The organism is Peptostreptococcus anaerobius VPI 4330 = DSM 2949 (assembly GCF_000381525.1).
Classification (GTDB): domain Bacteria; phylum Bacillota; class Clostridia; order Peptostreptococcales; family Peptostreptococcaceae; genus Peptostreptococcus; species Peptostreptococcus anaerobius.
Map to the genome: position 1 here is coordinate 90,574 of NZ_KB906606.1, position 23,477 is coordinate 114,050.

Below are 23,477 nucleotides of genomic sequence, written 5' to 3' on the forward strand. Positions count from 1 at the left end.
TTTTTTACTAAATTCTATACTATATTTTTTACTAGTTTTATAATATTTTTATAGTATTTATACTACCATCATGAATACAAGGTGGGCAAATATACCTGCTGCCAATCCACCAATAGTATGTGATATTATTGCCTTACCTGCTAGTTCTCTAGTCCCTAAGGCGTCCATCATACCTATATGAGTACTTAGGTATCCTGACCAACACATACCCATAGCTGTAAATACTGCTATGTCATTTGGAGTTATTGCACCACTCTTTATAAACTCTGGTACAAGTGAAATGGCTGCTCCAACTGCACCCAATGCTGTTATTGGGAATGCTATTGCTTCTGGAGACTTAAATCCAAATAATGGCTCAATTATAAAACTTATCTTCTGTCCTAGGTAAGGAAGAAACTTTACACCCTCATATGCAGCACCTGTATATCCATTCTTTCCAGGACCAAATGTTAGCATCATAACGAATGTACAAACTATTAGGACACCTGGTATGATAGCCATACCCATGTCAACACCATTCTTTCCACCCTCTAATAAGGCATCAAGAATTCTCTGGAACATACTTCCATCTCTGACATATCTAGACTCTACATGATTTTCCATATCTTCAGATGACATAGATTCATCAAATGGATCGAAGGCCTTGTCCGCATAGAACTTTTTGGTCTGCATCAACATTAGTCTAACACTTATTACAGAACCAACGATAGCACCAAGATTACCAATCAATGCTGGAGCTATAAACTGGTCTCCCTGTGCAATCATAAATGTTGTTACTATTAAACCCATTCCGAAAGATGTACCAAGGTTACACAATGCTGGAACTTGATATTTCTTAAAATATTGAGTGAAACTCTGGTCTTTCGCAAAAGGTATAATAGCTGGATTATCTGATAGATATGTTGCTACTACTCCTGTTATACTTGCACCTGGAAGTCCCCATATAGGCTTCATCAAAGGAGCAAATATCTTATTGATCAGTGATATCGCACCGAACTCTGACAGTAAGCCACTTATAGCTCCTGCTATAACGGCCATAGCCATAATAAAGAATACGGTCTGTAATAATAAATCATGAGCTGTTGCCATCATTGTCTTAAACATAAGCCCTACGCCCATAACGTGACCAATCCAAGCAAAACCACCAATGAATATTGCTAGGAAAACAAACGTCTCTAAACTTATAGCTTTAACTTTTTTCCGTCCGTTCATAATCAATACCTTCCTTTCATATTAGGTTATTTTATTAACTTGTCATATTACTACTTGTTCATATTATAACCTAGATTAATAAAAAATGCAATATATTATTTAAAAAACATTGATAAATACTTAAAATTTAAAGTATATCTTTGTATTTTGCAAGATATTATTCATTTTTCAGACGTATACTTGTTATAAATTATAGACAAGAAAATCTTTTTTAATCACCTCAAATATATATATTATCAAATTTTCAAAAAACATTAATCATGATTACTTTAGTTTTTAAAGCAATATTCAATTTTATTCCATATTCTTATAAATAAAATCAATATCTATATCTTGCAATTATAAGTCATAAAATTTCATATTAATTTTATTTTCTAACTCTTATTTAATATATATTCTTTGGCAGAATCATAAAAAATCTACCATATAAAACAAAATAAGATTCCATATAAAAAAGAAAAAGACCTGTATTGAATACAAGTCTTAACCTATTTTTTCTTCTTTTTATTTTGGGATGACAATAAGGCTTCCTGTCTGCAGTACTCCTGCCAAAGATCTTTTCTTCTTTTCTTAGTTATCTTTTTAGACTCCTCTAGTCTCCACTCATCAACTTTTTTATGGTCACCTGATATAACTATAGGTGGAACTTCCAATCCCATAAATTCCCTAGGTCTTGTATACTGTGGATATTCCAATAAATTATGTTCAAATGTCTCATCTTCAAAGGACTCCTGTTTGTTAAGAACACCTGGTATCAATCTTGCAATAGAATCTATCATCACTAGCGCAGGAAGTTCTCCCCCCGTCAAAACATAGTCACCTATAGACACCTCGTCTGTCACAATAAGGTCTATTATTCTTTGGTCTACTCCCTCGTAGTGGCCACATAAAAATGTTATACTCTCTTCACTAGCTAGTTCTTTTGCCATATTCTGATCAAAAGTCCTTCCCTTGGGAGATAGGTATATGAGTCTGCTTTTTTTGTTTGTATCAGAATTTAAACCTAACTCATCCATATCTTCCATTATCTTCTCATATGTGGAGTATATTGGCTGAGGAGTCATGACCATACCTGCACCTCCACCAAAGGGATAATCGTCAACTTTTTTATGCTTATTTTCTGAATAGTCCCTAATATTATAAGCCTTTATATCCAATATTTCTTTTTCAACGGCTCTTTTTATAATACTTTCACCAACATAAGAGTATATCATATCAGGGAATAGTGTCATAACATTTATTCTTATATCCCACACCTCTTTTCTTTTATTTACATAGCTTAATTAATCAAGTAGTCCTGGTATTGGCTTTACCTTGATTATCCTAGCTTCCTTATCTATTTTCGGCACTATTTCATATGTTGCCGGTATTAAAAACTCCTTGTCGCTTCCTTTTACAATGTATACATCATTTGCTGAATATTGAAGAACTTCTTTTAACTCACCTATATATTCTCCGTCTACTGTTTCAACCTTCATACCTATCATGTCTACAATCAACATTTCATCATCATCTAGTTCATAAGTATTTGACCTATCTACATATAAGTCTTTCTGTATAAAGGCCTGGACAGATTCTATGGTGTCATAACTTTTAATCTTTATAACTACCATGTCATTGCTGATTTTACTTGTTTTTTCTACCTGGTACTTTTTAGTTCTATCTTTTCCTATATAGAAGTAATCCAATTCTTTGAACCTATCTATATTATCTGTATATGAATATACCTTAAGATCACCCTTTAGACCTCTAGTTGTAACAAACTTGCCTATTCTAAAATATTCTATATCTTTACTCATAACTTTTCCTCATTAATTATATAATAACCTTTTATAACCTGTAATTGTAATTTAGAAAAAGGATTAGGTAACCCTAATCCTCGACAATTTCTAAACTTGCATTTACTTTCTTCTTGTTTGATACTGACTTTAGTACGGTTCTCATAGATTTAGCAATTCTACCTTTTTTGCCGATTACTTTTCCCATTTCTGAGTCTTCTACCTTCAGCTTTAAAAGTACATCCTTACCATTCACTATTTCCTCAACTTCGACACTATCAGGGTTATCAACAAGAGCCTTTGCTATTCCTTCAATTAGCTCCTTCATAATATCAACTCCTAAAAAGGATTATTTAGATAGTGCTATTCCGTTTGCAGCGAAAAGCTTCTTAACAACTTCTGTTGGCTGTGCACCAGTTGCTAACCACTTTATAGCCTTTTCTTCGTCAATCTTAACCTGCTTTGGTTCAGTTAGTGGGTTGTAGTATCCTATTTCTTCTATGAATCTACCATTTCTTGGTGATCTAGCATCTGCTACTATTACTCTGTAAAAAGGTCTCTTATGTGTTCCCATTCTTCTTAATCTGATCTTTACTGCCATTGTTATTCCTCCAAATTTTATTAATTAATTATTATTTATTTTAGATATATTTCTCAATCATGCTATCTAGCCAAGAACTATATCAATTTAACTTATCCTTTATCTCATTCTTTTATTTTTAACTGAGATTTATATGCCTAGCCTCTAATATATACACTAGCCTACTAACAAGCACCTAAAATGGTAGCTTTGGTAGTTTTGGAAAACCACCTTTTTTCATCTTGCCCATCATATTGCCCGACTGGAACATCTTCATCATCTTCTTCATTTCGTTGAACTGCTTGATAAGTCTATTTACATCTGCTACTGTTGTAGCACTACCTCTTGCAATTCTCTTTTTTCTTGAAGCATTTAATATAGATGGGTTCCTACGTTCCTTTACTGTCATGGACTGGATTATCGCCTTTGTCTTTTTTAGCTCTTTCTTGCCCTTTTCCATATCTCCCATCTGGGCTTTCATTCCACCCATACCAGGAATCATATCCATAATTTTATCTATTGATCCTATCTTCTGGATTTGTTCTAACTGGTTTAGGAAGTCTTCAAAATCCATTTCGTTCTTTCTCATTTTGGCTTCAAGCTCTTTGGCTTTTTCCATGTCTAGGCTTGACTGTGCCTTTTCAATAAGAGTAAGAACATCTCCCATTCCCAGTATCCTAGATGCCATCCTGTCTGGATAGAATGGTTCTATATTGTCTAGTTTTTCTCCCATACCTACAAACTTGATTGGCTTCTTAGTCACAGCTCTAATAGATAGGGCCGCTCCACCTCTTGTGTCACCATCCATCTTTGTAAGTACAACACCATCAATTCCTAGGGCTGTATCAAAGCTCTCTGCTACGTTTACAGCATCCTGTCCTGTCATAGCATCTACAACCAATAGGATCTCTTGTGGTCTAGCCACAGACTTGATATCCTTCAATTCCTGCATCAAGACTTCATCAACATGGAGCCTACCAGCAGTATCTATGATTACCAAATCATTCTTGTTCTTGTTGGCGTGCTCTAGAGCAGCCTTTGCTATATCAACTGGAGATACCTTGTCTCCAAGTGTGAACACTTCTATGTCCAGCTTCTCGCCTACAACCTGCAACTGCTTGATAGCTGCTGGCCTGTATACGTCTCCTGCAACCAATAAAGGATTCTTACCCTGTCCCTTTAGGTAGCCTGCTAGCTTACCTGAAGTAGTCGTCTTACCAGCACCCTGTAGACCAACCATCATTATTACCGTTGGAGATTTACTTGAGAAACTGATCTTGGACTGGACATCACCCATCAGTGCTGTCAACTCTTCATTAACTATCTTAACAACCATCTGTCCTGGTGTAAGACTCTTCATTACATCTTCGCCAATACAACGCTCTTGGACTACCTTTATAAAGTCTTTGACAACCTTGAAGTTTACGTCTGCTTCAAGTAGGGCCATCTTGACCTCTCTCATGGCTAGCTTTACATCTTCTTCTGTAAGCTTGCCCTTAGATCTCAGCTTGCCAAATGCGTTTTGAAGCTTTTCTGATAGACCTTCAAATATCATTATATCAACTCCCTAATTTCGTCAATTAATACCATCAGCTGACCTCTGTCTCCAAGGCAATCATCACCTTTAGGTTCATTTTGTATGATATCAGCCAACTTATCTATTTTATCATCTATTTTACTTAATTTCTTTGCCATACCTAGCTTGTCTTCATAATCTCTAAGAGATTTTTCCGATCTTCTCAAACTGTCAAATATCGACTGCCTAGAAGTGCCAAGTATATTACTTATCTCACCTAGGGAATAATCCTCTTCATAATACATGGAAAGAATATCTCTTTGTTTTTCAGTTAGTAAAGGACCGTACTGGGCGTACAATATTTCTATTTCAACCATCTTCTGTATATCCATTAGTCCTCCTTCTGTAAAGGTCTTTCACTTTACACAAGTTATATGATACCCCATCAATGGATAAAAGTCAATACTTTTAAGCAAAAAGTGTAAAGTATTTAACATTGACACTTCTTGTTGAAAAGCCAATATCAAAAATATACTTTACACTTAATAAATATTCTTAGTAATTTCACTTAAACCTATGTTCTATACAAATAGTAATTTCACTTAAACCTATGTTCTATACAAATAGTAATTTCACTTGAATTTACATCCTATCCAAATATAGCATCTGTAAATGACTGGGCATCAAATACCTGTAGGTCTTCTGCCTTTTCACCTACACCTATTAGCTTGACCGGCACATCAACCTCAGACTTAACAGCTAATACTACTCCACCCTTGGCAGTACCGTCTAGCTTGGTAAGGACTATGCCTGTTATGTCTGCAACCTCTTTGAATGTCTTGGCCTGGCTGACAGCATTCTGACCAGTTGTAGCATCTACAACTAATAGTACTTCCTTTTTAGCCTCTGGATATTCCCTATCTATTATCTTAAATATCTTGCCTAGCTCGTTCATCAAATTGGCCTTGTTGTGGAGTCTTCCTGCAGTGTCACATATAAGTAGGTCTACTTTTCTAGACTGTGATGCCTTTATAGCATCGAATATAACAGCTCCTGGATCTGCTCCTTCGTGGTGCTTTATTATGTCTACTCCAACCCTTGTAGCCCATATGTCAAGCTGTTCGGTAGCAGCTGCCCTAAATGTATCAGCAGCAGCAAGCATTACCTTTTTGCCGTCTTTTTTATATTTTTGAGCTAGTTTGCCTATAGTTGTAGTCTTGCCTACACCATTTACTCCTACCATGACTATGACTGCGGGACTAGGATCTATCTCTATCTTAGGATTGCCCTCTGTAAGTATGTTAGATATTATCTCCTTTAATAGGTCTCTTACTTCAAGTGGGTCTGTAACCCCCCTCTTTTTAATCATGACCCTCAACTGGTCTATGATATCCATAGTAGTTGTAAGCCCAACATCCGCAGTTATTAGGACTTCTTCAAGCTCTTCTAAAAGATCTTCGTCTATCTTTGTGTAGGAATTTAGTATATCATCTACCCTGCCCATAATATTGGACTTAGTCTTGGATAATCCCTCCATAAGACGAGCAAAAAGTCCCTTTTTAACCTCTTCTTGCAGTTCTTCTTCTACTTCATCTTGAGCATACTTATCATCCGAATTAAGCTCAGACAACTGGTCAAGTTCTTCGATTAACTCTTTCTTTTTCTCCTGCTCTTCCTTGACAATTTCTTCAAGTTCTTCTATTTTTTCTATGGCTTCTTTATGAATTTCTTCTTTTTCTATTTCTTCAAGCTCTTTGTCTTCAGACTTTTTCCAGAATTTAAACATATTACCTCCTATGACTCTATCATCTTTTCAGCTTCATTTAGCCTAATACTTATTACAGATGATACCCCTTTTTCCTGCATTGTAATACCATAAATATAGTCAGCAACCTCCATAGTCCCCCTCCTGTGTGTAACTGCAACAAACTGGGTACCTGAACTTAGGTCTTTTAAAAACGCTCCAAACCTATACACATTGACATCATCAAGTGGGGCCTCTATTTCATCAAGTATACAGAAAGGTGTCGGCTTTGATATCAGTATTGCAAATAGGATACAGATAGCTGTCATGGCCTTTTCTCCACCTGATAGTAGGGATAGGTTCTTCATCTTTTTGCCAGGAGGCTGGGCTGTAATCTCTATATCACAAGAAAGTACATTTTCATAATCACTGATCTTTAGGTCAGCATTTCCACCTTCAAATAGACTCTTATATACCTTTTTAAAGTTGTCATTTATTATTTTAAAGCTATCAAGAAATTCCTTCTTCATCTTTTCTACTAGATCATCAATAAGTCCGTTTAGGGATTCTATTGACTCTTCTAGGTCTATCTTCTGACTTGAGTAAAACTCATGACGTTCCTTTATCTCTTCGTACTCATCTATTGAGTCTAGGTTAACATTTCCTAGGTTTTTGATAGACTTTTTAAGTTTCTCTATCTTTGCAAGGTCTACTTCTAGTTCCTGGTCCCTGTAGTCCATAGCATGAACATAGGTCAAGTCATACTTTTCATATAGATTTGTAAGTATGTTGTCACTTGCAACCCTAGCACGATCAAGTTTTGACTCATAGTTGAAGTTTTCTTCCCTATAATTGTTGTATGACCTATCCTTTTCCCTAGCAAGTCTTTTCTTTTCATCATATCCAATCCTAAGGTCGTCTTTTTCCAACCTTTTTTCAACCATGGTCTGGGACATTTCTTCCAAGTTAGCTTCCATTTCAACGAGCTCTTTTTCATACTTTTCTATCAGCTCGTCTAGGAAGTTTAGCTCATTTTCGTTTTCAGCTATGGAGTCTCCTAGTTTTTTCTGCCTGTCTTTGGATTCATCTATATCATTAGAGATTCTTGATATTTCTTCTATTAGGTTTTTAAAGGCTTCCTTTTCCCTTACTAGGTCTAGGTTCTTCTCGTTATATACCTTTACCACCTCACCAAATTCTAGGTTAGCCTTTTTGTGTTCAAGAACAAGGTCTTCTATATTTGATGTATTGTCCTTTGATTCAATGGATATGCTTTCAAGTGTATTTTGGCACTCATCATATATCTTTTTACTAGATTCAATAGAATCTCTTATTTTACTTGATTCTTCCTTGTATGATTCTATATTCTTTTTCTTATTAGACTTAGATTCAGTCAATATCTTCAACTCTGTTTCAAGACCTATCCTTGACCTATCTTTGCCTAATTTTGAATTTCTAAGGACTTCTATCTCTTTTTCTAGGTCCTCTATATACTCATGAGATTCTCTTATTGTATTTTCAAGGTTCAATTTGTCCTTTTCCTTAGACTTTATTTCTAAGTCTAGTTCATTTATTATCCTCTTCCTGGACAATATATTACTATTGACCTTTAGGGATCCACCTGTCAGAGCACCACCTGGATTTACTATATCTCCTTCAAGTGTGACTATCTTAAACCTATGGCCTGCTTCTCTAGCAAGGGCTACTGCCCTGTCTATATCCTCTACAAGAACAACCCTACCAAGTAGGTTTTCAACTAGGCTTGTATACTCTTTGCTGTATTGGATAAGGTCTGAGCATATACCTATGTAGTCTGTCTTATAGGTCCTATCAAATTTCAACTTATTTGACCTCATAACATTCATAGGCAAAAACGTAACCCTGCCTAAATTGTTCTTTTTAAGGTAGCTAATAGCTGTCTTTGCTGAGGCCTCATCTTCTACTACTACATTCTGTATTGCAGCACCAAGGGAAGCCTCTATGGCCTTTTCATATTTTTGAGGAACACTTACAAGTTCTCCAAAAGCACCTCTTATACCCTTGATATTCTTGTTTTTAAGGACCTCTTTTACACCCCTGTTAAATCCTTCGTGGTGGTTTTCCATATCTACATATGTGTTGTGCTTACTCCTTAAACTTGCTATTGAGTAATTTAGGTCCTGCTGGCTCTTGGTCTTTGCCCTATAATCAGACTCTCTGTCTTTTAACTCTAAAGACTTTTCAGATATAGTCTTTGTTATCTTGTCTAGGTCTTTAGATAGGTCTTCAAGCTCTAGATTCTTTGAATCAATGTCCTTGTCATCTAGTCCTATTTCCTTGTTTAGGTCATCTATTTGGATGCCTATATCCTCAAGCCTAGCCTTCATATTATCAATATTAGCACCAACCCTTGCAAAATCCTGAGATATATTTTCTCTTTTTTCTAACAAGGATATTGATGTTGACTTGTTATCATTTATCTTATTATCAAGGTCTTCTAGCACCTTTTCTAGCCTGATTTTCTGATTGAAGATATCTTCCATAGATTCTTCTATAGACTCTATTTCGTATGACTTTTCATCAGCCCTCTTGTGGACCTTGTCAAGCTCTATATTATCTACTTCTATTTTTTTATCAGCGAGCTTAATTTCATTTTTCTTTCTTTCAATCTCACCCTCTTGGAATTTGACCTTTTCCTTAGACACCTGAATTTCTGACTTCTTATATGAAATTTTTGTTTTCATATCTATGTTGTCTTCACCCATCTTGTCTAACAAGATTTCTAATTCGTCAATCTCCTTAGATAGAGAAACTAGGTCTTCTTCAAGATCAAATTTTTCCTGACCCAAGATTTCCATCTCTTTTGATATCTCCTGGATCTTAGCTGTATATTGGCTGATTTCTTCTTCTAGTCCCTTGTTTTTGTTTATAAAGTCATTTATTTCAAGAATTTTTAATTCATCTCTTAGGACTATGTACTTTTTGGCCTTTACCTGCTGTCTCTCAAGAGGTTTCAACTGCTTGTCCACCTCTTCAAATATATCATTTATCCTTTCTAGATTTTCACTAGATTTTTTAAGGTTTCTCTCTGCTTCATTCTTTTTATATCTATACTTGGCTATACCGCAAGCCTCATCAAATATCTTTCTCCTATTGGCAGGATTGTTGCTTAGTATATCTTCAACCTTACCCTGTTCTATAATAGAGTAGCCATCCTTGCCTATGCCTGTGTCCATCAAAATTTCCCTGATGTCCTTTAGTCTACATGATTTACCATTTATATAAAAATTAGACTCACCAGTCCTGTAGGCCTTTCTTTTGATGACCAATTCGTTTGAATCTATGTCTATTTCACCGTTAGAATTATCTAGGGTGATAGCAACTTCACAATAATTCATGGCCTTCTTGGAATCAGTACCTGAAAAGATCACGTCTTCCATTTTTTCACCACGAAGACTCTTGATACTCTGCTCACCTAGGACCCACCTTACAGCATCGGATATATTACTCTTACCACTGCCATTAGGACCTACTATTGCCGTAACACCCTTATCAAAGAATATATCTGTTTTCATTGGAAAGGACTTAAACCCCTTCAACTCAAGCTTCTTTAAATACATTCTATCTCCTTTCACTAGCCCAACTGGTATAGTTTTGCTAGCCTAATATACAAATCTTTATAGGTAATCCTATCAACTAATTTACCATCTATCATCACTACTAATTCATCTACTAGGTTCTTGTCTGCCATAATCTTAAACCTAGTCATATATTTAGTGTTTATATATTCTCTATTTGATCTCTTATCTCCTACTATCATGGATATGTCCCTAGGGTTAGCCTTGATAAGCAGGTCTTTTTTGTCTATTTTAACATAGCCATTTTCAAAACTCTTACAATTATCACCCTTACTAGGATCGTACCCCTCTTCTTCATATCTTCTAGATATGACATCATCTAAATAATCCCTGACCATCCTTGAACGAACCAGTTCTCTAAATGCTGGATGGTATGGCCCTGCCAGTACATCTAGACCAAGCTGTATATCCTCAGTTGCCTGTAATCCTACCCTTATAACTCCAATATCATTTAGGTAGAATATCACCATCAATCTCTTGGTAATATCTATACATTCTTCTATAGTAAATGGTCTATACCTTCCTGATTTTAACTCTTCTTCAAGACCCGTCTCCTTGATAACCAAGGTAGGATAGATCCTGACAAAATCTGGCTTAATATCAACAAAGTCCCTAGCAGTGCTTATACACCTGTCCTTTGAATCTCCTGGAAGACCTAGCATCATCTGTAGGCCTAGCTTAAAGCCTGCAACCTTTATCATCTTGGCACTTGTAAATACCACATCCCTATGGTGGCCTCTGATACTCTTGACAAGTACATCCTCATTCATAGACTGAACACCCAACTCAATTATAGTGACACCATACTCTTTTAGTAGGTCAAGTTCCTTGTCATCTATACAGTCTGGTCGTGTAGAAAGTCTTATGTCATCTATCTTGCCCATATCCTTGAAGTCTTTGGCAACTGACAACAATTTTCTTTGTATGTCTGTATCTATTGCTGTAAAACTTCCACCAAAAAATGCTATCTCAACCTCAGCATCATCTGGTATAGTCTTTAGACTCTCGATAATTATATCCCTTGCATCCTCATCTGTCATAGAGGTAGACAGACCTGTTATCTTCTTCTGATTACAGAAGATACAGTCATGGGGACAGCCTTGGTGGGGTACAAATATGGGTATTATCTTTTTCTTCATTATATATCTTCTCCCATATTTTCTAGGGCGTTTTTAGCAGCTTCTTTTTCTGCATCCTTCTTGTTCTTGCCTAGACCAAAGCCAAGTACCTTATTGCCTGACCTTACTTCCATCTCAAATACCTTATCATGGTCAGGTCCCTTTTCCTGGACCAACCTATAAGAAATCCTTCCATTTTTACTCTGGATTACTTCCTGTAATATAGTCTTATAGTCTCTGAAGATATTGCCATCAATAGTCTTTGCTATTACATCTCTTAGATTATACATGATAAATTCTTTTGCCTTATCTAAACCACCATCTATATAAATTGCAGCTATAACTGCTTCAGTCGCATCTGCTAATATTGAATCTCTGTCGCTACCACCTGATTGTCTTTCTCCATTACCAAGCAATAAGTACTCACCAAGGTTCAACTTTCTAGCTACAACACTAAGGGATTCTTCACAAACCACATTTGCCCTAAACTTCGTCAACTGACCTTCTGGCAAATCTGTTCTAACACTGAATAAATAATCACTCACAACTAAACCTAGTACAGAGTCACCCAAAAATTCAAGTCTTTCATTGTATTTGTATTCCTTGTGCTCATTTGCAAAAGAAGAATGTGTAAGAGCTACCTGTATATTTTCCTTGTCATTAAAAACATAGCCTATCTTCTTTTCAAAAGAGCTGATTTTTTCTCTTATTTGACCCTTTAGGGACGCCATTTCTACCACTCCTTGTATATTTTATTTCATTTTGTATAATCAAAAATACCTGTAAGTAAATTACAGGTATTTTAATTCGATTACTGGTTAACTCTTGATAAGTATTCACTTGTTCTAGTGTCTATCTTTACCTTATCTCCAACGTTAATAAATAATGGTACCTGTATTACTGCACCTGTTTCAACAGTTGCCGCCTTAGTAACATTACTTGCTGTATCTCCCTTGATACCTGGCTCTGTGTCAACTATTTCTAACTCAACAAAGTTTGGACCTTCTACCTGGAATGGTGATCCCTGATAGAATCTTATAGTTGCTACTTCATTTTCCTTTAAGAACTTGATAGCATCTTCTACCTGCTCATAGTTAAGAGGTATCTGATCATATGTTTCTTCATCCATGAAGTAATATAATTCTCCATCATTGTATAGATACTGCATCTGCTTTGTTTCTATGTTTGCTTTAGGGAATTTATCACTAGGGTTGAAGGCTTCTTCTCTTATTGCACCTGTTATCAAATTCTTGTACTTAGTTCTAACAAAGGCTGCTCCCTTTCCTGGCTTAACGTGCTGGAAATCTACAACTAAGCAAGGCTGTCCGTCCTTTTCGAAAGTTACGCCCTTTCTAAAATCACTTGCTGTTACCATCTCTTACCCTCCAAAATTAATTATAAATGTTTATCCAATTAATTATACCACTTAAGTATTGAATTGTCTAGGATTTGAGGGATTATTAATAAGGTATTCGTCTATTAAAGTTATATCTTTTATCTTAAAGATCTAACTCTAAACCCATTAAGTCCACTCAAACTATTTGAAATTCTATTTTCAACTTTACATGCTGCTGTATTTGTAAAATATGGTTTATAGCACGCTCCTATAATGTAGAGCTTTTTACCTTTTTTCTCTACGATTCTAAATAGGTGTGCCCTGTCTCTATACCCTAATTCCCTATATCCTCTCTCATCGAAAACAGCATATTCGCTAATTTCTTCATTTCCATCTTTTTTCGAATAAAACACTAAATTATTGTATGAATTTATTTTATAAGATAAGTACTTATCAAAAGTATTTTTATCCAACGACATCTGACATATACCCCTTGGCCAATTGATTACCACTTTTTTAGATACAGGCCTTGTCTGTGGCTTTGGTTGTGGCTGTGGCTGTGGTTTTGGCTGTGGTTTAATCAATTTTCCTGTTATAGTCACCTGCTCGATTTCCTTTGATATTGTATTATAACCACCAACTATTACAACATTTGAGAACTTGTTCAAGTAGCCTAATATACCTATCTTCATATGCTTTGGTGGAGTAATAAGCAATGGTGCATTATTCTTTATCATTAGACCTGTAGATGTAAGTGCATCTGGGAATGATTCTCCACTCGCAAGTATTGCTGTTTCTAGGCCACCCTTGAATCTCTCTGCTACTAATGTTGATGTCTCATACCTATCCTTTCCAGCTATCCTGTTTACTGGTACGCCAGCAAAAGGTAGCGAACTAACTCCACCTATTACAGTAACTTTCATATCTGTTTTTGGAATATAGTCTCCCCTACTCAATACCATAATGGCACCCCTATTGTATAAGTATGAGTTGGCAGATAGGGCATCAGGGAAGTTTTTTCCATCCGTAACAACCATTTCATCGTATTTTATACCCTTGGCTTCTCCTAGTTCCTTAGTCTTGTTAGCAATTATCCTCGATGTCTCATATCTATCTATACCACCTAATCTTTCTGGATTAAAGTCACCAATACCTTCTAGGACACTATCTGAAATAGATGATGTACCACCTAAAACAAATACTTTTTTAACACCTAGTCTTCTCATCTCGTCGACAACACCTTTACTTACCTGATTTTTCTTAGTTAGTAGTATAGGTGCCTGAATCGTAAGAGCCAACTGACCACCTGATAGAGAATCTGGATAATCCCCTTCTGTAGCAAGTATTGCATATTCAGATGTATCAAATGATTCTTTAGATATTTTTACACTTGTCTCTTCTCGGTTTCCTCCAGCTATTCGATCAACCCTCTTGTTTGTATCCGCATATGCAGGTACAAGCATGAATATCGAAAGCACAACCGCAAAAATTTTAGATAATAATTTTTTCATCGTAATCTCCTTAAAATTAATCATAACAAATTATAATTATTCACTGTAATAACCAGCAGGGTCAGTATCTTTTCCAAACCAAATATTTGAATATTCACCATCTATTCCTACGCCCATGGTAGTAAGCCCTGCCCAAGCGCCTTCGCCTACAATTACTGCATTATGTCCTGAAGAATGCTTCCACAATTCCAATGCTTCTTTAGGTCTAATAAATCCGCCTCCTGCTGAAATTTCATATCCATAACCTGTATATTCGCTTAGTTCAGATGGCTTACTCCACATCAATTCAGCATAGTGATGATCACCTGTATATATTACCCCCTTCCAAGGTCCATTATCTGACCAACCATGAAAATTACCACTGATTCCTCTTGAATCAGTTCTAGGCCTATAATTATTGTTTTGGTCCCATACATGTGATCTTGCAACTTTAGTCAAACTTTTTGAAATAGGTAGTCTAGCTAGTCCCTTTGACTCTCTGTAGTCATTAACCCTTTTTGCAAGTTCTCTTTCTCGGTCAGTCAGGTCATCTCTAAAAGTTTCCATATATTTATCATAAGAAAGTTTTTTTACTGGCAAATTATTGGTTTCTGACTCAATAATTAATCCACTTTCTTCAATTGGCTTTGGCTTTGGATTTTTGGATATTTTATCACTTACATTTGTTTTTTCATCTATTTTGTCATTTGATTTAAATACATCTTTTACCCTTCCACCTACCAAATACACCTCAGACATCTTAGATAAATATTGTTTGTCATTATTATTTAGGCTTCCTTTTGATAAGACAACTGCAGTAGGTTTCTTGTCATTGCCTTGGTAATTTCTAAATATAACATTAAGGGCTGCCATAGCATCCGGGAAATCTTCTCCGTAAACCATAGCTGCTGACTTTGGACTAAACATTGAATTTATTTTTTGGGATGTTTCATACCTATTTTTACCAGCTATCCTATGTCCCATAGCATATTTAACAGAGTTTACACCACCAAAAGTACAGATACCTTCATACCTAGAATCTAAGACATACTTGTTAGATCCATTAACTAACTTAAGTCCGTATCCATTTTCTCTCAAATATCCACTCGCTGCCAATGCATCTGGATAATTTCTTCCATCAGCAATACCAAGCTTAGTAAAGTTACAATCATCAAGTATCAAACTATTGGTAATATACCTATTTGAACCACCATATCTCTTGACCATCTTAAACCTAGACCTAATTTTGTTCTCCATTTGACTAGATATTGCCCCTGTACCTCCTACTATATAGGCATTATTGGCACCATTTATGTACTTATCTATATCAGTACTATTGTCAATTAGGATAAGTCTAGCATTTTTGTCAAACACTAGGTTATATGCACTCAATGCATCTGAAAAATATTTTGAGTTTGCAAATACATAATTGCCCTGGATTTTACCATAATCCTCAATCGATGAATCATCTGATAATTTTGCTGCTATTGCAGACGTCTCTGTTCTATTATTTCCCATAATATTCAGTATCCTGCTATCTGCCTTAGCTCCTGAGGATAAAGTAGAAAATAACATTGTTGCAGTTAAAACTAGTACCATTTGTTTTTTCATTCAAACTCTCCTTTCCTCTTAAAACACTTATATAAATTAATTTAATATTTTTATCACGCCCATATTTAAGTAACTTTGAAATATTTCACAAAATTTATGATATCGTTTTCTTAAAATAAAAATCAAGAGAATCATCTCTCTTATTAATTATACAATACTAATATGAAAATTATTTGAAATAATACCACAAATAAAAAATATTTTCTGCTAATGCATATAAATTGAATGAATATTTTTCCATGAAAAACGACCTCCTAATCGTTATTTTTTATTAATAACTTTTAGGGGTCGATTTAAATCAAGATATTATATATACTTACAATTTGCATAAGATTTCTACACACTAGTAACTCACTTTCAAGTTTGCAAAAAAGCTCTATAAACTAGTAACTAATTTACCTAGCAATTATATACTGACTATCCTTCTTTCTTGTTATTTTGAATAATTATATATGATTTTTGACTACTATCATACACCAATGAGTCAAAACTCAAAAAGTCAGTCTTGTAACCTATACCTGCTCTTAGCATATCCGGATTAATATACTTATAAGCCTTACAAGCATCTTTTATTCTTGTATAGTCTTCCTCATTATTTACGCTATATACATTTAATATATTTTTACTGGCATCTACATACTTTACCAAAAATGGTTTAAGATAAAACCTCAAATCTCCTATCTTATCTTCTTTCCAAAGTTCATATAGGGTCTGCCCATTTGCTCTATGCATAAAATGATCATCGTATTTATAGGAGTGAGTTATATGTGTAACGCTTTTGTATTTCTTTTCAATCTCCAAGGCAAATTTTCTTTCAAGTTTGAAGTCAGTTCTCCAGTCGCCTCTTTCCTTGTATATAAAAAATATATTTTCTTTCGGTATGCCTAGATGATGACAGGACTCCATAAATTCTCTATTTCTATATTCCGCCTTCTGTCTCTGAGTCATGTTTTTAAACTCATTCTTTTTAAATATCTTGTGACCAGTTCCAGATGACACTAAGGCTATCAAAACGTGATCTGATCCTCTAGCTCTTATTGCATACCTTATTGCACTTCCTGCCCATAAGACTTCGTCATCTTGATGCTGAGGATAAAAAATAACATAATCCTTATAAGATATCAATGCAGAAAACACAAGTATCTTCTTCTTAATGTAATTATTTTTTTTCATCTTTACATCCTCATTTGTTAAATATAAAAATCCTCAATCTAAATTTAACATCAAAACCTGTGTTTTAGCTTTAATTTTTCATTTTATAATATGTGTTGAAAAAAATTCTAAATCAATATATAGAATTGTATTTTTATTAAATTTTTTATGAATATATATAATATTTTAGTAGACAAAATTAATTTTAAATGATAATATATATTTGAAAATAATTTTTATTTCTATAAGGGTGGGGATTTATTATGAAAAAAAGTAACTTAATACTAGCGGTGGTTCTATCTTGAAAAAGAATCAAATAGAAAATGGTGTAAGTTTGATGCTAATGGGTATTTGTGGAAAAGAGCAGACAGAAAGGAATAAACGTAAGTATTTATTTTGCATAAGGAGATTACAATGATTAATTTAATTAAAAAAATCGATAGTATTTTAAAGAAAAATAATATAGGAAAATCACTTCTCTTGCTAATACTATTCTTTGTTTCAATATATTTTTGCATAAGATATATAAGCGCAACTTCTTTTTTATATTTAGTACTTCTGGTAGTTATTCTCCTATTAAGTTCTATCATCATACTATTCACACCAAAACTAGTGAAATATACAATGCTTATCGTATATAATTTGTATGTGATAGCATTTATAGTAAACTTTATTATAACAGGAAAGTATTTTAATAATAGTCTATTCAGCTTGTACAGCTTGAGAAATAATAATACAACTAATATTATTTTCATTATTTTTCTGATACTTTTATTACTTTTGTGGCCTGCCATAATATACGAATTTAAAATTAAATTCATACAATATAAACAGGACTAAATTATAAATAGGCTCATCCGTCAAGCATGTCAAAAGAAGCTGACTCATAATTCTTAGAAAATACAAAAAATGCTAAATTCAACAAAGTAAAACATTGAAATTTAGCATTTTTAATTTTTGTAAAAACTTACTTTTGGGTCATCCCCATTACCCTTATTTTTTTTATATTTTTTCTTTACCTCTAAAGCTAAAAACCAAAATACTCACAATAATTACCAAGCCACCAACTATAGTAGATGTGTCTGGTACTTCACCCATCATAAGAGCCGCCAAAATACTGGCAACAAAGGGTGTTGTAAAGCTGTAATTAGCAACCTCACTAGTATAGGTGGCATATGACATTGCCAAGCTCCATAAAAAATATGCTATTGCGCTACAGACAGCCCCCAAGACAAGTAGAGTAATTATCTCTTTAGGCTGGGCTAGTGCAACTTCTCTAAATCCTCTCACTGAGAATGGACTAAGTATAAGCGCCGATGCAACCATGGAATAAGTAACTATCTCTATAGCCTTATAACCCTGTGATGCAAATCTCCTATTTAGAAGGTTGTAGATACAGAATAAAACTGCTGAACAAAATACCCACAACATCCCAAAGTTAAAGGATAATATACCATTCCAAAGCATCATAATAAGTACCCCACCAAAGGCTGCAGCCATTGAAATCCAACCGACAATATTAATCCTCTCTCTATATATGTGGTGGGCGCCAATGGCTGTCATAACTGGCGTAAGTGCTATTATAATGCTACCTGTAGCTGATGTCACAGTCTGCATACCCAAATTAAATAAAAATAAATATATACCAAATCCACAAGCACCAGACAATAAGAACCATACTAAATCTTCCTTCTTAGGTGGTCTTATTCCAGTAGCTTTACCAATTATAAGGAGTACGCATGATGCTATCGTAACCCTTAAAAATGCTAATGAAAACGGGTTATAGTGTTTCATTGCTATCTTACTAGCAGGAAAGGCAAGAGCCCAAAATAATATGGTTGTCATCGCAAGTATGTGCATCTTTTTCTTATTAGTCATATTACCTCCAAACTAATCAAATATAGATGATATAGACAAAATAGGGTCTACAATTTATAATAGCATTCTGTCTATATCATAATTTTTATCTTTATTATTCTACTCCCTAGAAGAATGACAACTGGTTCTTGTCACTCATCCCATCTAAACTTCCATGTTCAGAAAGCTTTTCAACTACAGTCTTAGATACCTTGGTCCTCTTTATCAGGTCTTCTTTGGATAGAAATGCCCCGTTTTCTCTTTCCCTAGCTATACTAAGTGCTGCATTTTCTCCCATTCCCTGTAAAGCTACCATAGGAGGAAGTATTTTTTTATCTCCATCTAACTGAAAATCTGTAGGATGAGACCTGTATATGTCAACTTTTTCCATCTCAATTCCCCTACAAAGCATTTCTACTACAACCTCTAAGATTGTATACTGGTTGTTTTCTTTTGCTGTAGCTGAATTTCCTAGTTCTCTGATTCTTTCCATCTTAGCCCTGACTGCATCAAGTCCTCTTGTGACTAGGTCAACGTCAAAATCTTCTACCTTGGTTGTAAAATAAGTCGCATAGAAGGCTTCTGGGTAATTGACCTTACAGTAGGCTATCCTAAATGAAGTCATTACATAGGCAACTGCATGGGCCTTAGGGAACATATATTTTATCTTTTGGCAAGACCCTATATACCAGTCTGGTACATTATTGGCCTTCATTTCCTCTATAAATTCTGGCTTTAGACCCCTACCCTTTCTAACATTCTCCATTATCGTAAAGGCAAGCTTTGGTTTTAGTCCCTTGAATATCAAGTAGTTCATAATATCGTCTCTTGTTGAAATAACGTCTTTTATACCGATTACATTGGCCCTGACTAGGTCTTGGGCATTGTTTACCCAAACGTCTGTACCATGTGATAGACCTGATATTCTAACAAGGGCGGCAAAGGTTGTAGGCTTGGTGTCTATTAGCATCTGCCTAGTAAACTTGGTTCCAAACTCAGGTATAGCAAGGGATCCAACTGGCGTTCCTATATCTTCTTCTGTAACTCCTAGGGCCTTGGTAGATGTAAAAAGTGACATGGTCTCAGGATCATCAAGAGGTATGTCCGTTATCTTGATACCGGTCATATCTTCAAGCATCCTGATGATGGTCGGACCGTCGTGTCCTAGTATGTCTAGTTTAAGGATTCTACCACTTATGGAGTGGTAGTCAAAGTGGGTAGTCTTTACTCCACATTCCTTGTCGTTGGCTGGATATTGGACTGGTGTAAAATCATGTATATCCTTGTAGTCTGGAACTACCATTACACCACCTGGATGCTGGCCAGATGTCCTCTTGACACCCGTACATCCCTTGGATAACCAGTCCATTTCAGCTGCAGTCATGTCCAAAAACTGCTCTTCAGAATACTTCTTGACATAACCATAGGCTGTCTTATCCTTTACCGTACCTATTGTACCTGCCCTAAAAGTGTAGCCTTCTCCAAATAGTTCTTCTGTATACTTATGGATTGTAGGCTGGTAGGTTCCCGAAAAGTTTAGGTCTATGTCTGGCTCCTTGTCACCCTCGAATCCTAGGAATACTTCAAAAGGTATATCATGGCCATCCTTTATCATCTGAGTACCACAATCCGGACACTTTTTAGGAGGAAGGTCAACACCTGAACCCCACTCGCCGATTGCAAAGAACTCACTATGCTTGCAGTCTGGATTAGGACACACATAGTGGGCTGGTAGGGGATTAACCTCTGTTATATCACTCATTGTCGCAGCAAATGAAGATCCTACCGATCCACGAGACCCAACTAAATAACCATCTGATAGGGACTTGGCAACTAGTTTGTTGGCTATGATATACATGACCGCATAACCATTACCAATTATGGAATTTAGCTCTCTTTCAAGTCTCTTAACAACTATGTCTGGAAGTGGCTCTCCGTATATCCTTCTAGCTTTTTCATAGCACATAGACCTTAGTTCCTTGTCTGATCCTTCAATCCTAGGTGGATAGGTTTCATCTGGTATAGGCTTTATATCTTCAAATATGTCTGCTATCAAATTTGAGTTAGTAACTACAACCTCATAGGCCTTGTCTTTGCCAAGATAAGAAAACTCCTCCAACATCTCATCAGTTGTTCTAAAGTACAATCTTTCTGATTTTGACTTTCTACCATATCCCTGAGAATACTTGATAATGGTCCTATAAATGGCGTCCTTGGCATCCAACATATGGACATCCCCAGTTGCTACAACAGGTTTGTCGTACTGTTCGCCAAGCTTTACAAGTTTTTTATTTATTTCTTTTAATTCTTCTACAGACTTTAACTCACCACTTTCAACAAGATACATATTGTTTTCTAGTGGCATTATCTCTATAAAGTCATATAATTCCAAAATCTTCTCTATCTCTTTTTCAGACTTGTGTCTTACAACAGCATTATATAGTTCTCCACTTGAGCAGGCAGAACCAACTATAAGACCCTCTCTTTTTTCTAGGAGTAGGCTCTTAAGTATCCTTGGATTTCCATAGAGGTGTTCGATATGGGAATCTGTAATCAACTGGTATAGATGCTTTAAGCCAGTCTGATTTTGTGCATAAATAGTAGCATGGCTAGGCCTTAGCTTTTCATAATCTACCTTTCCATAGACCCTATTTACATCTGACAGTTTATTTATTCCCTTTTTCTTGAATATCTCGAGGTATTTAATAAATACCTCCGCAGTAGCCTGGGCATCATTTACAGCCCTATGATGACCAGATAGGACAACTCCCATCTCCTTGCACACCTTATCTAGGGAAAATCTTTTTAAGTTGGTATTTATTATCCTAGCAAGTGTAAGTGTATCCACCTTCTCAAAGTTGTATTCAAGACCCAACTGCTGACACTTTTGGTATATAAAACCAGTGTCAAAGTCTGCATTGTGGGCAACCAAGACAGAATCCTTGGCAAACTCTAAAAATTCAGGCAGGGCTTCTTCAAGGCTAGGAGCATCCTTAACCATCTCATTGGTAATCCTAGTCAACTCCTGGATCTGATAGGATATATCCATCTTTGGGTTTACAAAGGTTGAGAAGCTATCCACTATTTCACAATTTTGTACCTTGACTGCACCTATCTCCGTAAGATTATCACTATGAGGTGATAGACCTGTGGTTTCTATATCGAATACCACGAAAGTCTGGTCAAGGTCTCGGTCATTGGCATTTACGATTGTGTCTGTATCATCATCCACTAGGTATGCCTCTACCCCGTATATTATCTTGATTCCATTTTTCTTACCAGCATTCATGGCATCAGGAAAGGCCTGGACTACACCATGGTCTGTAATGGCGATTGCCTTATGTCCCCATGATGCCGCCCTAGAAACCAATTCACCAACTGGAACCATACCATCCATTGATGACATCTGTGTATGGGCGTGGAGTTCAACCCTCTTGACCTCTGCTGTATCCTCTACTCTAGGTTCCTGAGCCTTTTCTATGGCTGTTACATTGAGCTCCAAATCAAAGGTCTTGTAGTTGTTTATGAGGTCTCCTTGAACCTTGATATAGGTACCTTTTTTGGTAGCTTTGATGACATCATCCTTGTTCATATCATCTAGAAATACTTTACACATCAGGGCCCCATTCCCATCAGATACATTCATCATATAGAGTGTCTTACCGTTTCTTAGCTCTTGGTCTTCCGCCTCGATCACCCTTCCCTTGATAGCGACAGTCCTTAGGCCCTCTTCTATTTCTGATGTAAGGTATAGATTAGCTATTATAGGTCTTCCGTAGATCTGGTCTGGATTGGCTTTTTCTTCAAAATTTATCTTATAGGTCTCTTCTTTTTCATCCTTATCTTGAGATTGACTAGGGCTAAAATCCATCCTAGATATAATCTTGTCCGTCTTGGCATCAATTTTTTCTAGTATAGACTCATAGTCATTTTTTTCGTTTTCATTCTTCTTGGCTAACTCAATCTCAACCCTTATATCGATTCCTGTCTGCTCTCTTATCAAACATCTTATCCTGTCAGCCAGGTTTTTGTCCTTGAATGACTCATATATAAATTCATCAGGAGCCTTGATCTTGAGCCTGTCATCTATATATATGTGTTCTATATCCTTGCCATATATGTAGACGAAGGGGGAAGCCTTTCTGACCTCGTCAAATATATTGGGCCAAAGCTTCTTGATCATGTCCTTATTGCCTTTTTTATTTAATCCAATGTACTTAAAAGAAAACTCAACAGAACTTATATATTGTTTTTTGAGTAGTTTTTCAAGTCCACTTCTCACCTTGTCTATCCTATTTACCGGCAAGACCTCTTTTGAAATGAGGACAAACTTGGCTATTTTAGTATCCTTGTTGTATATGCAGTTTTCAATTTCAACCTCATCTAATCCTACTAATAGCTTCTCATTGGCAAAGCCTATATTTCTTAAAAAGTCAACTAATCTCTCCATTTTCTCCTCCTTGAAT

17 protein-coding genes are annotated in these 23,477 nt (G+C 35.6%); all 17 read right to left on the reverse strand.

What is annotated here, in order from left to right; all coding sequences use genetic code 11:
* Positions 1-57: 57 nt before the first annotated feature.
* A complete protein-coding gene (locus tag F823_RS0101105; RefSeq protein ID WP_002843461.1) occupies positions 58-1,212 on the reverse strand; it encodes a CD0519/CD1768 family membrane protein in 1,155 nt (384 codons plus the stop codon).
* A 488-nt stretch (positions 1,213-1,700) separates the two neighbouring features.
* On the reverse strand, positions 1,701-2,459 hold the full coding sequence (gene trmD / locus F823_RS0101110) for a tRNA (guanosine(37)-N1)-methyltransferase TrmD (protein ID WP_026333303.1): 759 nt from the start codon (positions 2,457-2,459) through the stop codon (positions 1,701-1,703).
* Positions 2,460-2,495: 36 nt separating this feature from the next.
* Complete coding sequence (rimM, locus tag F823_RS0101115; protein WP_002844570.1) at positions 2,496-3,011, reverse strand: ribosome maturation factor RimM; 516 nt, start codon at positions 3,009-3,011, stop codon at positions 2,496-2,498.
* Between the two features lie 73 nt (positions 3,012-3,084).
* A complete protein-coding gene (locus F823_RS0101120; protein WP_002844573.1) occupies positions 3,085-3,318 on the reverse strand; it encodes a KH domain-containing protein in 234 nt (77 codons plus the stop codon).
* Positions 3,319-3,339: 21 nt separating this feature from the next.
* Complete coding sequence (rpsP, locus tag F823_RS0101125) at positions 3,340-3,591, reverse strand: 30S ribosomal protein S16 (protein ID WP_002844564.1); 252 nt, start codon at positions 3,589-3,591, stop codon at positions 3,340-3,342.
* A 175-nt stretch (positions 3,592-3,766) separates the two neighbouring features.
* Positions 3,767-5,125, reverse strand: a complete 1,359-nt coding sequence (ffh, locus tag F823_RS0101130) for a signal recognition particle protein (protein WP_002844568.1) — start codon at positions 5,123-5,125, stop codon at positions 3,767-3,769.
* On the reverse strand, positions 5,125-5,478 hold the full coding sequence (gene ylxM / locus F823_RS0101135) for a YlxM family DNA-binding protein (RefSeq protein ID WP_002844569.1): 354 nt from the start codon (positions 5,476-5,478) through the stop codon (positions 5,125-5,127). The genes ffh and ylxM overlap by 1 nt, the downstream gene beginning before the upstream one ends.
* 257 nt (positions 5,479-5,735) lie before the next feature.
* A complete protein-coding gene (gene ftsY / locus F823_RS0101140; protein WP_002846548.1) occupies positions 5,736-6,872 on the reverse strand; it encodes a signal recognition particle-docking protein FtsY in 1,137 nt (378 codons plus the stop codon).
* A gap of 8 nt (positions 6,873-6,880) precedes the next feature.
* Complete coding sequence (smc, locus tag F823_RS0101145; protein ID WP_019595280.1) at positions 6,881-10,429, reverse strand: chromosome segregation protein SMC; 3,549 nt, start codon at positions 10,427-10,429, stop codon at positions 6,881-6,883.
* A 14-nt stretch (positions 10,430-10,443) separates the two neighbouring features.
* Complete coding sequence (locus F823_RS0101150) at positions 10,444-11,586, reverse strand: elongator complex protein 3 (RefSeq protein WP_002846550.1); 1,143 nt, start codon at positions 11,584-11,586, stop codon at positions 10,444-10,446.
* A complete protein-coding gene (rnc, locus tag F823_RS0101155) occupies positions 11,586-12,296 on the reverse strand; it encodes a ribonuclease III (protein ID WP_002846551.1) in 711 nt (236 codons plus the stop codon). The genes F823_RS0101150 and rnc overlap by 1 nt, the downstream gene beginning before the upstream one ends.
* A gap of 80 nt (positions 12,297-12,376) precedes the next feature.
* Positions 12,377-12,940, reverse strand: coding sequence for an elongation factor P (efp, locus tag F823_RS0101160; RefSeq protein ID WP_002844644.1), 564 nt, complete (start codon positions 12,938-12,940; stop codon positions 12,377-12,379).
* 119 nt (positions 12,941-13,059) lie between these two features.
* Entirely contained in the window at positions 13,060-14,412 is a 1,353-nt protein-coding gene (locus tag F823_RS0101165; protein ID WP_019595281.1) for a cell wall-binding repeat-containing protein, read from the reverse strand.
* 36 nt (positions 14,413-14,448) lie between these two features.
* Complete coding sequence (locus tag F823_RS0101170; protein WP_002846553.1) at positions 14,449-16,002, reverse strand: cell wall-binding repeat-containing protein; 1,554 nt, start codon at positions 16,000-16,002, stop codon at positions 14,449-14,451.
* Between the two features lie 417 nt (positions 16,003-16,419).
* Positions 16,420-17,175 carry a PIG-L family deacetylase gene (locus F823_RS0101175; RefSeq protein WP_002846554.1) on the reverse strand — a complete coding sequence of 252 codons (756 nt, stop codon included), beginning with the start codon at positions 17,173-17,175 and terminating at the stop codon, positions 16,420-16,422.
* 981 nt (positions 17,176-18,156) lie between these two features.
* Positions 18,157-19,032 (reverse strand): DMT family transporter, encoded by an 876-nt coding sequence (locus tag F823_RS0101185; RefSeq protein ID WP_002846556.1) that lies wholly within the window; start codon positions 19,030-19,032, stop codon positions 18,157-18,159.
* Between the two features lie 106 nt (positions 19,033-19,138).
* Positions 19,139-23,461 carry a PolC-type DNA polymerase III gene (locus tag F823_RS0101190; RefSeq protein ID WP_002846557.1) on the reverse strand — a complete coding sequence of 1,441 codons (4,323 nt, stop codon included), beginning with the start codon at positions 23,459-23,461 and terminating at the stop codon, positions 19,139-19,141.
* Between the last annotated feature and the right edge of the window lie 16 nt (positions 23,462-23,477).

Bases quoted from the DNA above. Each gene is read 5' to 3' on its own strand.
- rimM (WP_002844570.1), bottom strand. From the start codon at position 3,011: ATGAGTAAAGATATAGAATATTTTAGAATAGGCAAGTTTGTTACAACT.
- F823_RS0101190 (WP_002846557.1), bottom strand. From the start codon at position 23,461: ATGGAGAGATTAGTTGACTTTTTAAGAAATATAGGCTTTGCCAATGAG.
- F823_RS0101185 (WP_002846556.1), bottom strand. From the start codon at position 19,032: ATGACTAATAAGAAAAAGATGCACATACTTGCGATGACAACCATATTA.
- F823_RS0101170 (WP_002846553.1), bottom strand. From the start codon at position 16,002: ATGAAAAAACAAATGGTACTAGTTTTAACTGCAACAATGTTATTTTCT.
- rnc (WP_002846551.1), bottom strand. From the start codon at position 12,296: ATGGCGTCCCTAAAGGGTCAAATAAGAGAAAAAATCAGCTCTTTTGAA.
- rpsP (WP_002844564.1), bottom strand. From the start codon at position 3,591: ATGGCAGTAAAGATCAGATTAAGAAGAATGGGAACACATAAGAGACCT.
- smc (WP_019595280.1), bottom strand. From the start codon at position 10,429: ATGTATTTAAAGAAGCTTGAGTTGAAGGGGTTTAAGTCCTTTCCAATG.
- F823_RS0101150 (WP_002846550.1), bottom strand. From the start codon at position 11,586: ATGAAGAAAAAGATAATACCCATATTTGTACCCCACCAAGGCTGTCCC.
- ffh (WP_002844568.1), bottom strand. From the start codon at position 5,125: ATGATATTTGAAGGTCTATCAGAAAAGCTTCAAAACGCATTTGGCAAG.
- F823_RS0101105 (WP_002843461.1), bottom strand. From the start codon at position 1,212: ATGAACGGACGGAAAAAAGTTAAAGCTATAAGTTTAGAGACGTTTGTT.
- ylxM (WP_002844569.1), bottom strand. From the start codon at position 5,478: ATGGATATACAGAAGATGGTTGAAATAGAAATATTGTACGCCCAGTAC.
- F823_RS0101175 (WP_002846554.1), bottom strand. From the start codon at position 17,175: ATGAAAAAAAATAATTACATTAAGAAGAAGATACTTGTGTTTTCTGCA.
- ftsY (WP_002846548.1), bottom strand. From the start codon at position 6,872: ATGTTTAAATTCTGGAAAAAGTCTGAAGACAAAGAGCTTGAAGAAATA.
- efp (WP_002844644.1), bottom strand. From the start codon at position 12,940: ATGGTAACAGCAAGTGATTTTAGAAAGGGCGTAACTTTCGAAAAGGAC.
- F823_RS0101120 (WP_002844573.1), bottom strand. From the start codon at position 3,318: ATGAAGGAGCTAATTGAAGGAATAGCAAAGGCTCTTGTTGATAACCCT.
- F823_RS0101165 (WP_019595281.1), bottom strand. From the start codon at position 14,412: ATGAAAAAATTATTATCTAAAATTTTTGCGGTTGTGCTTTCGATATTC.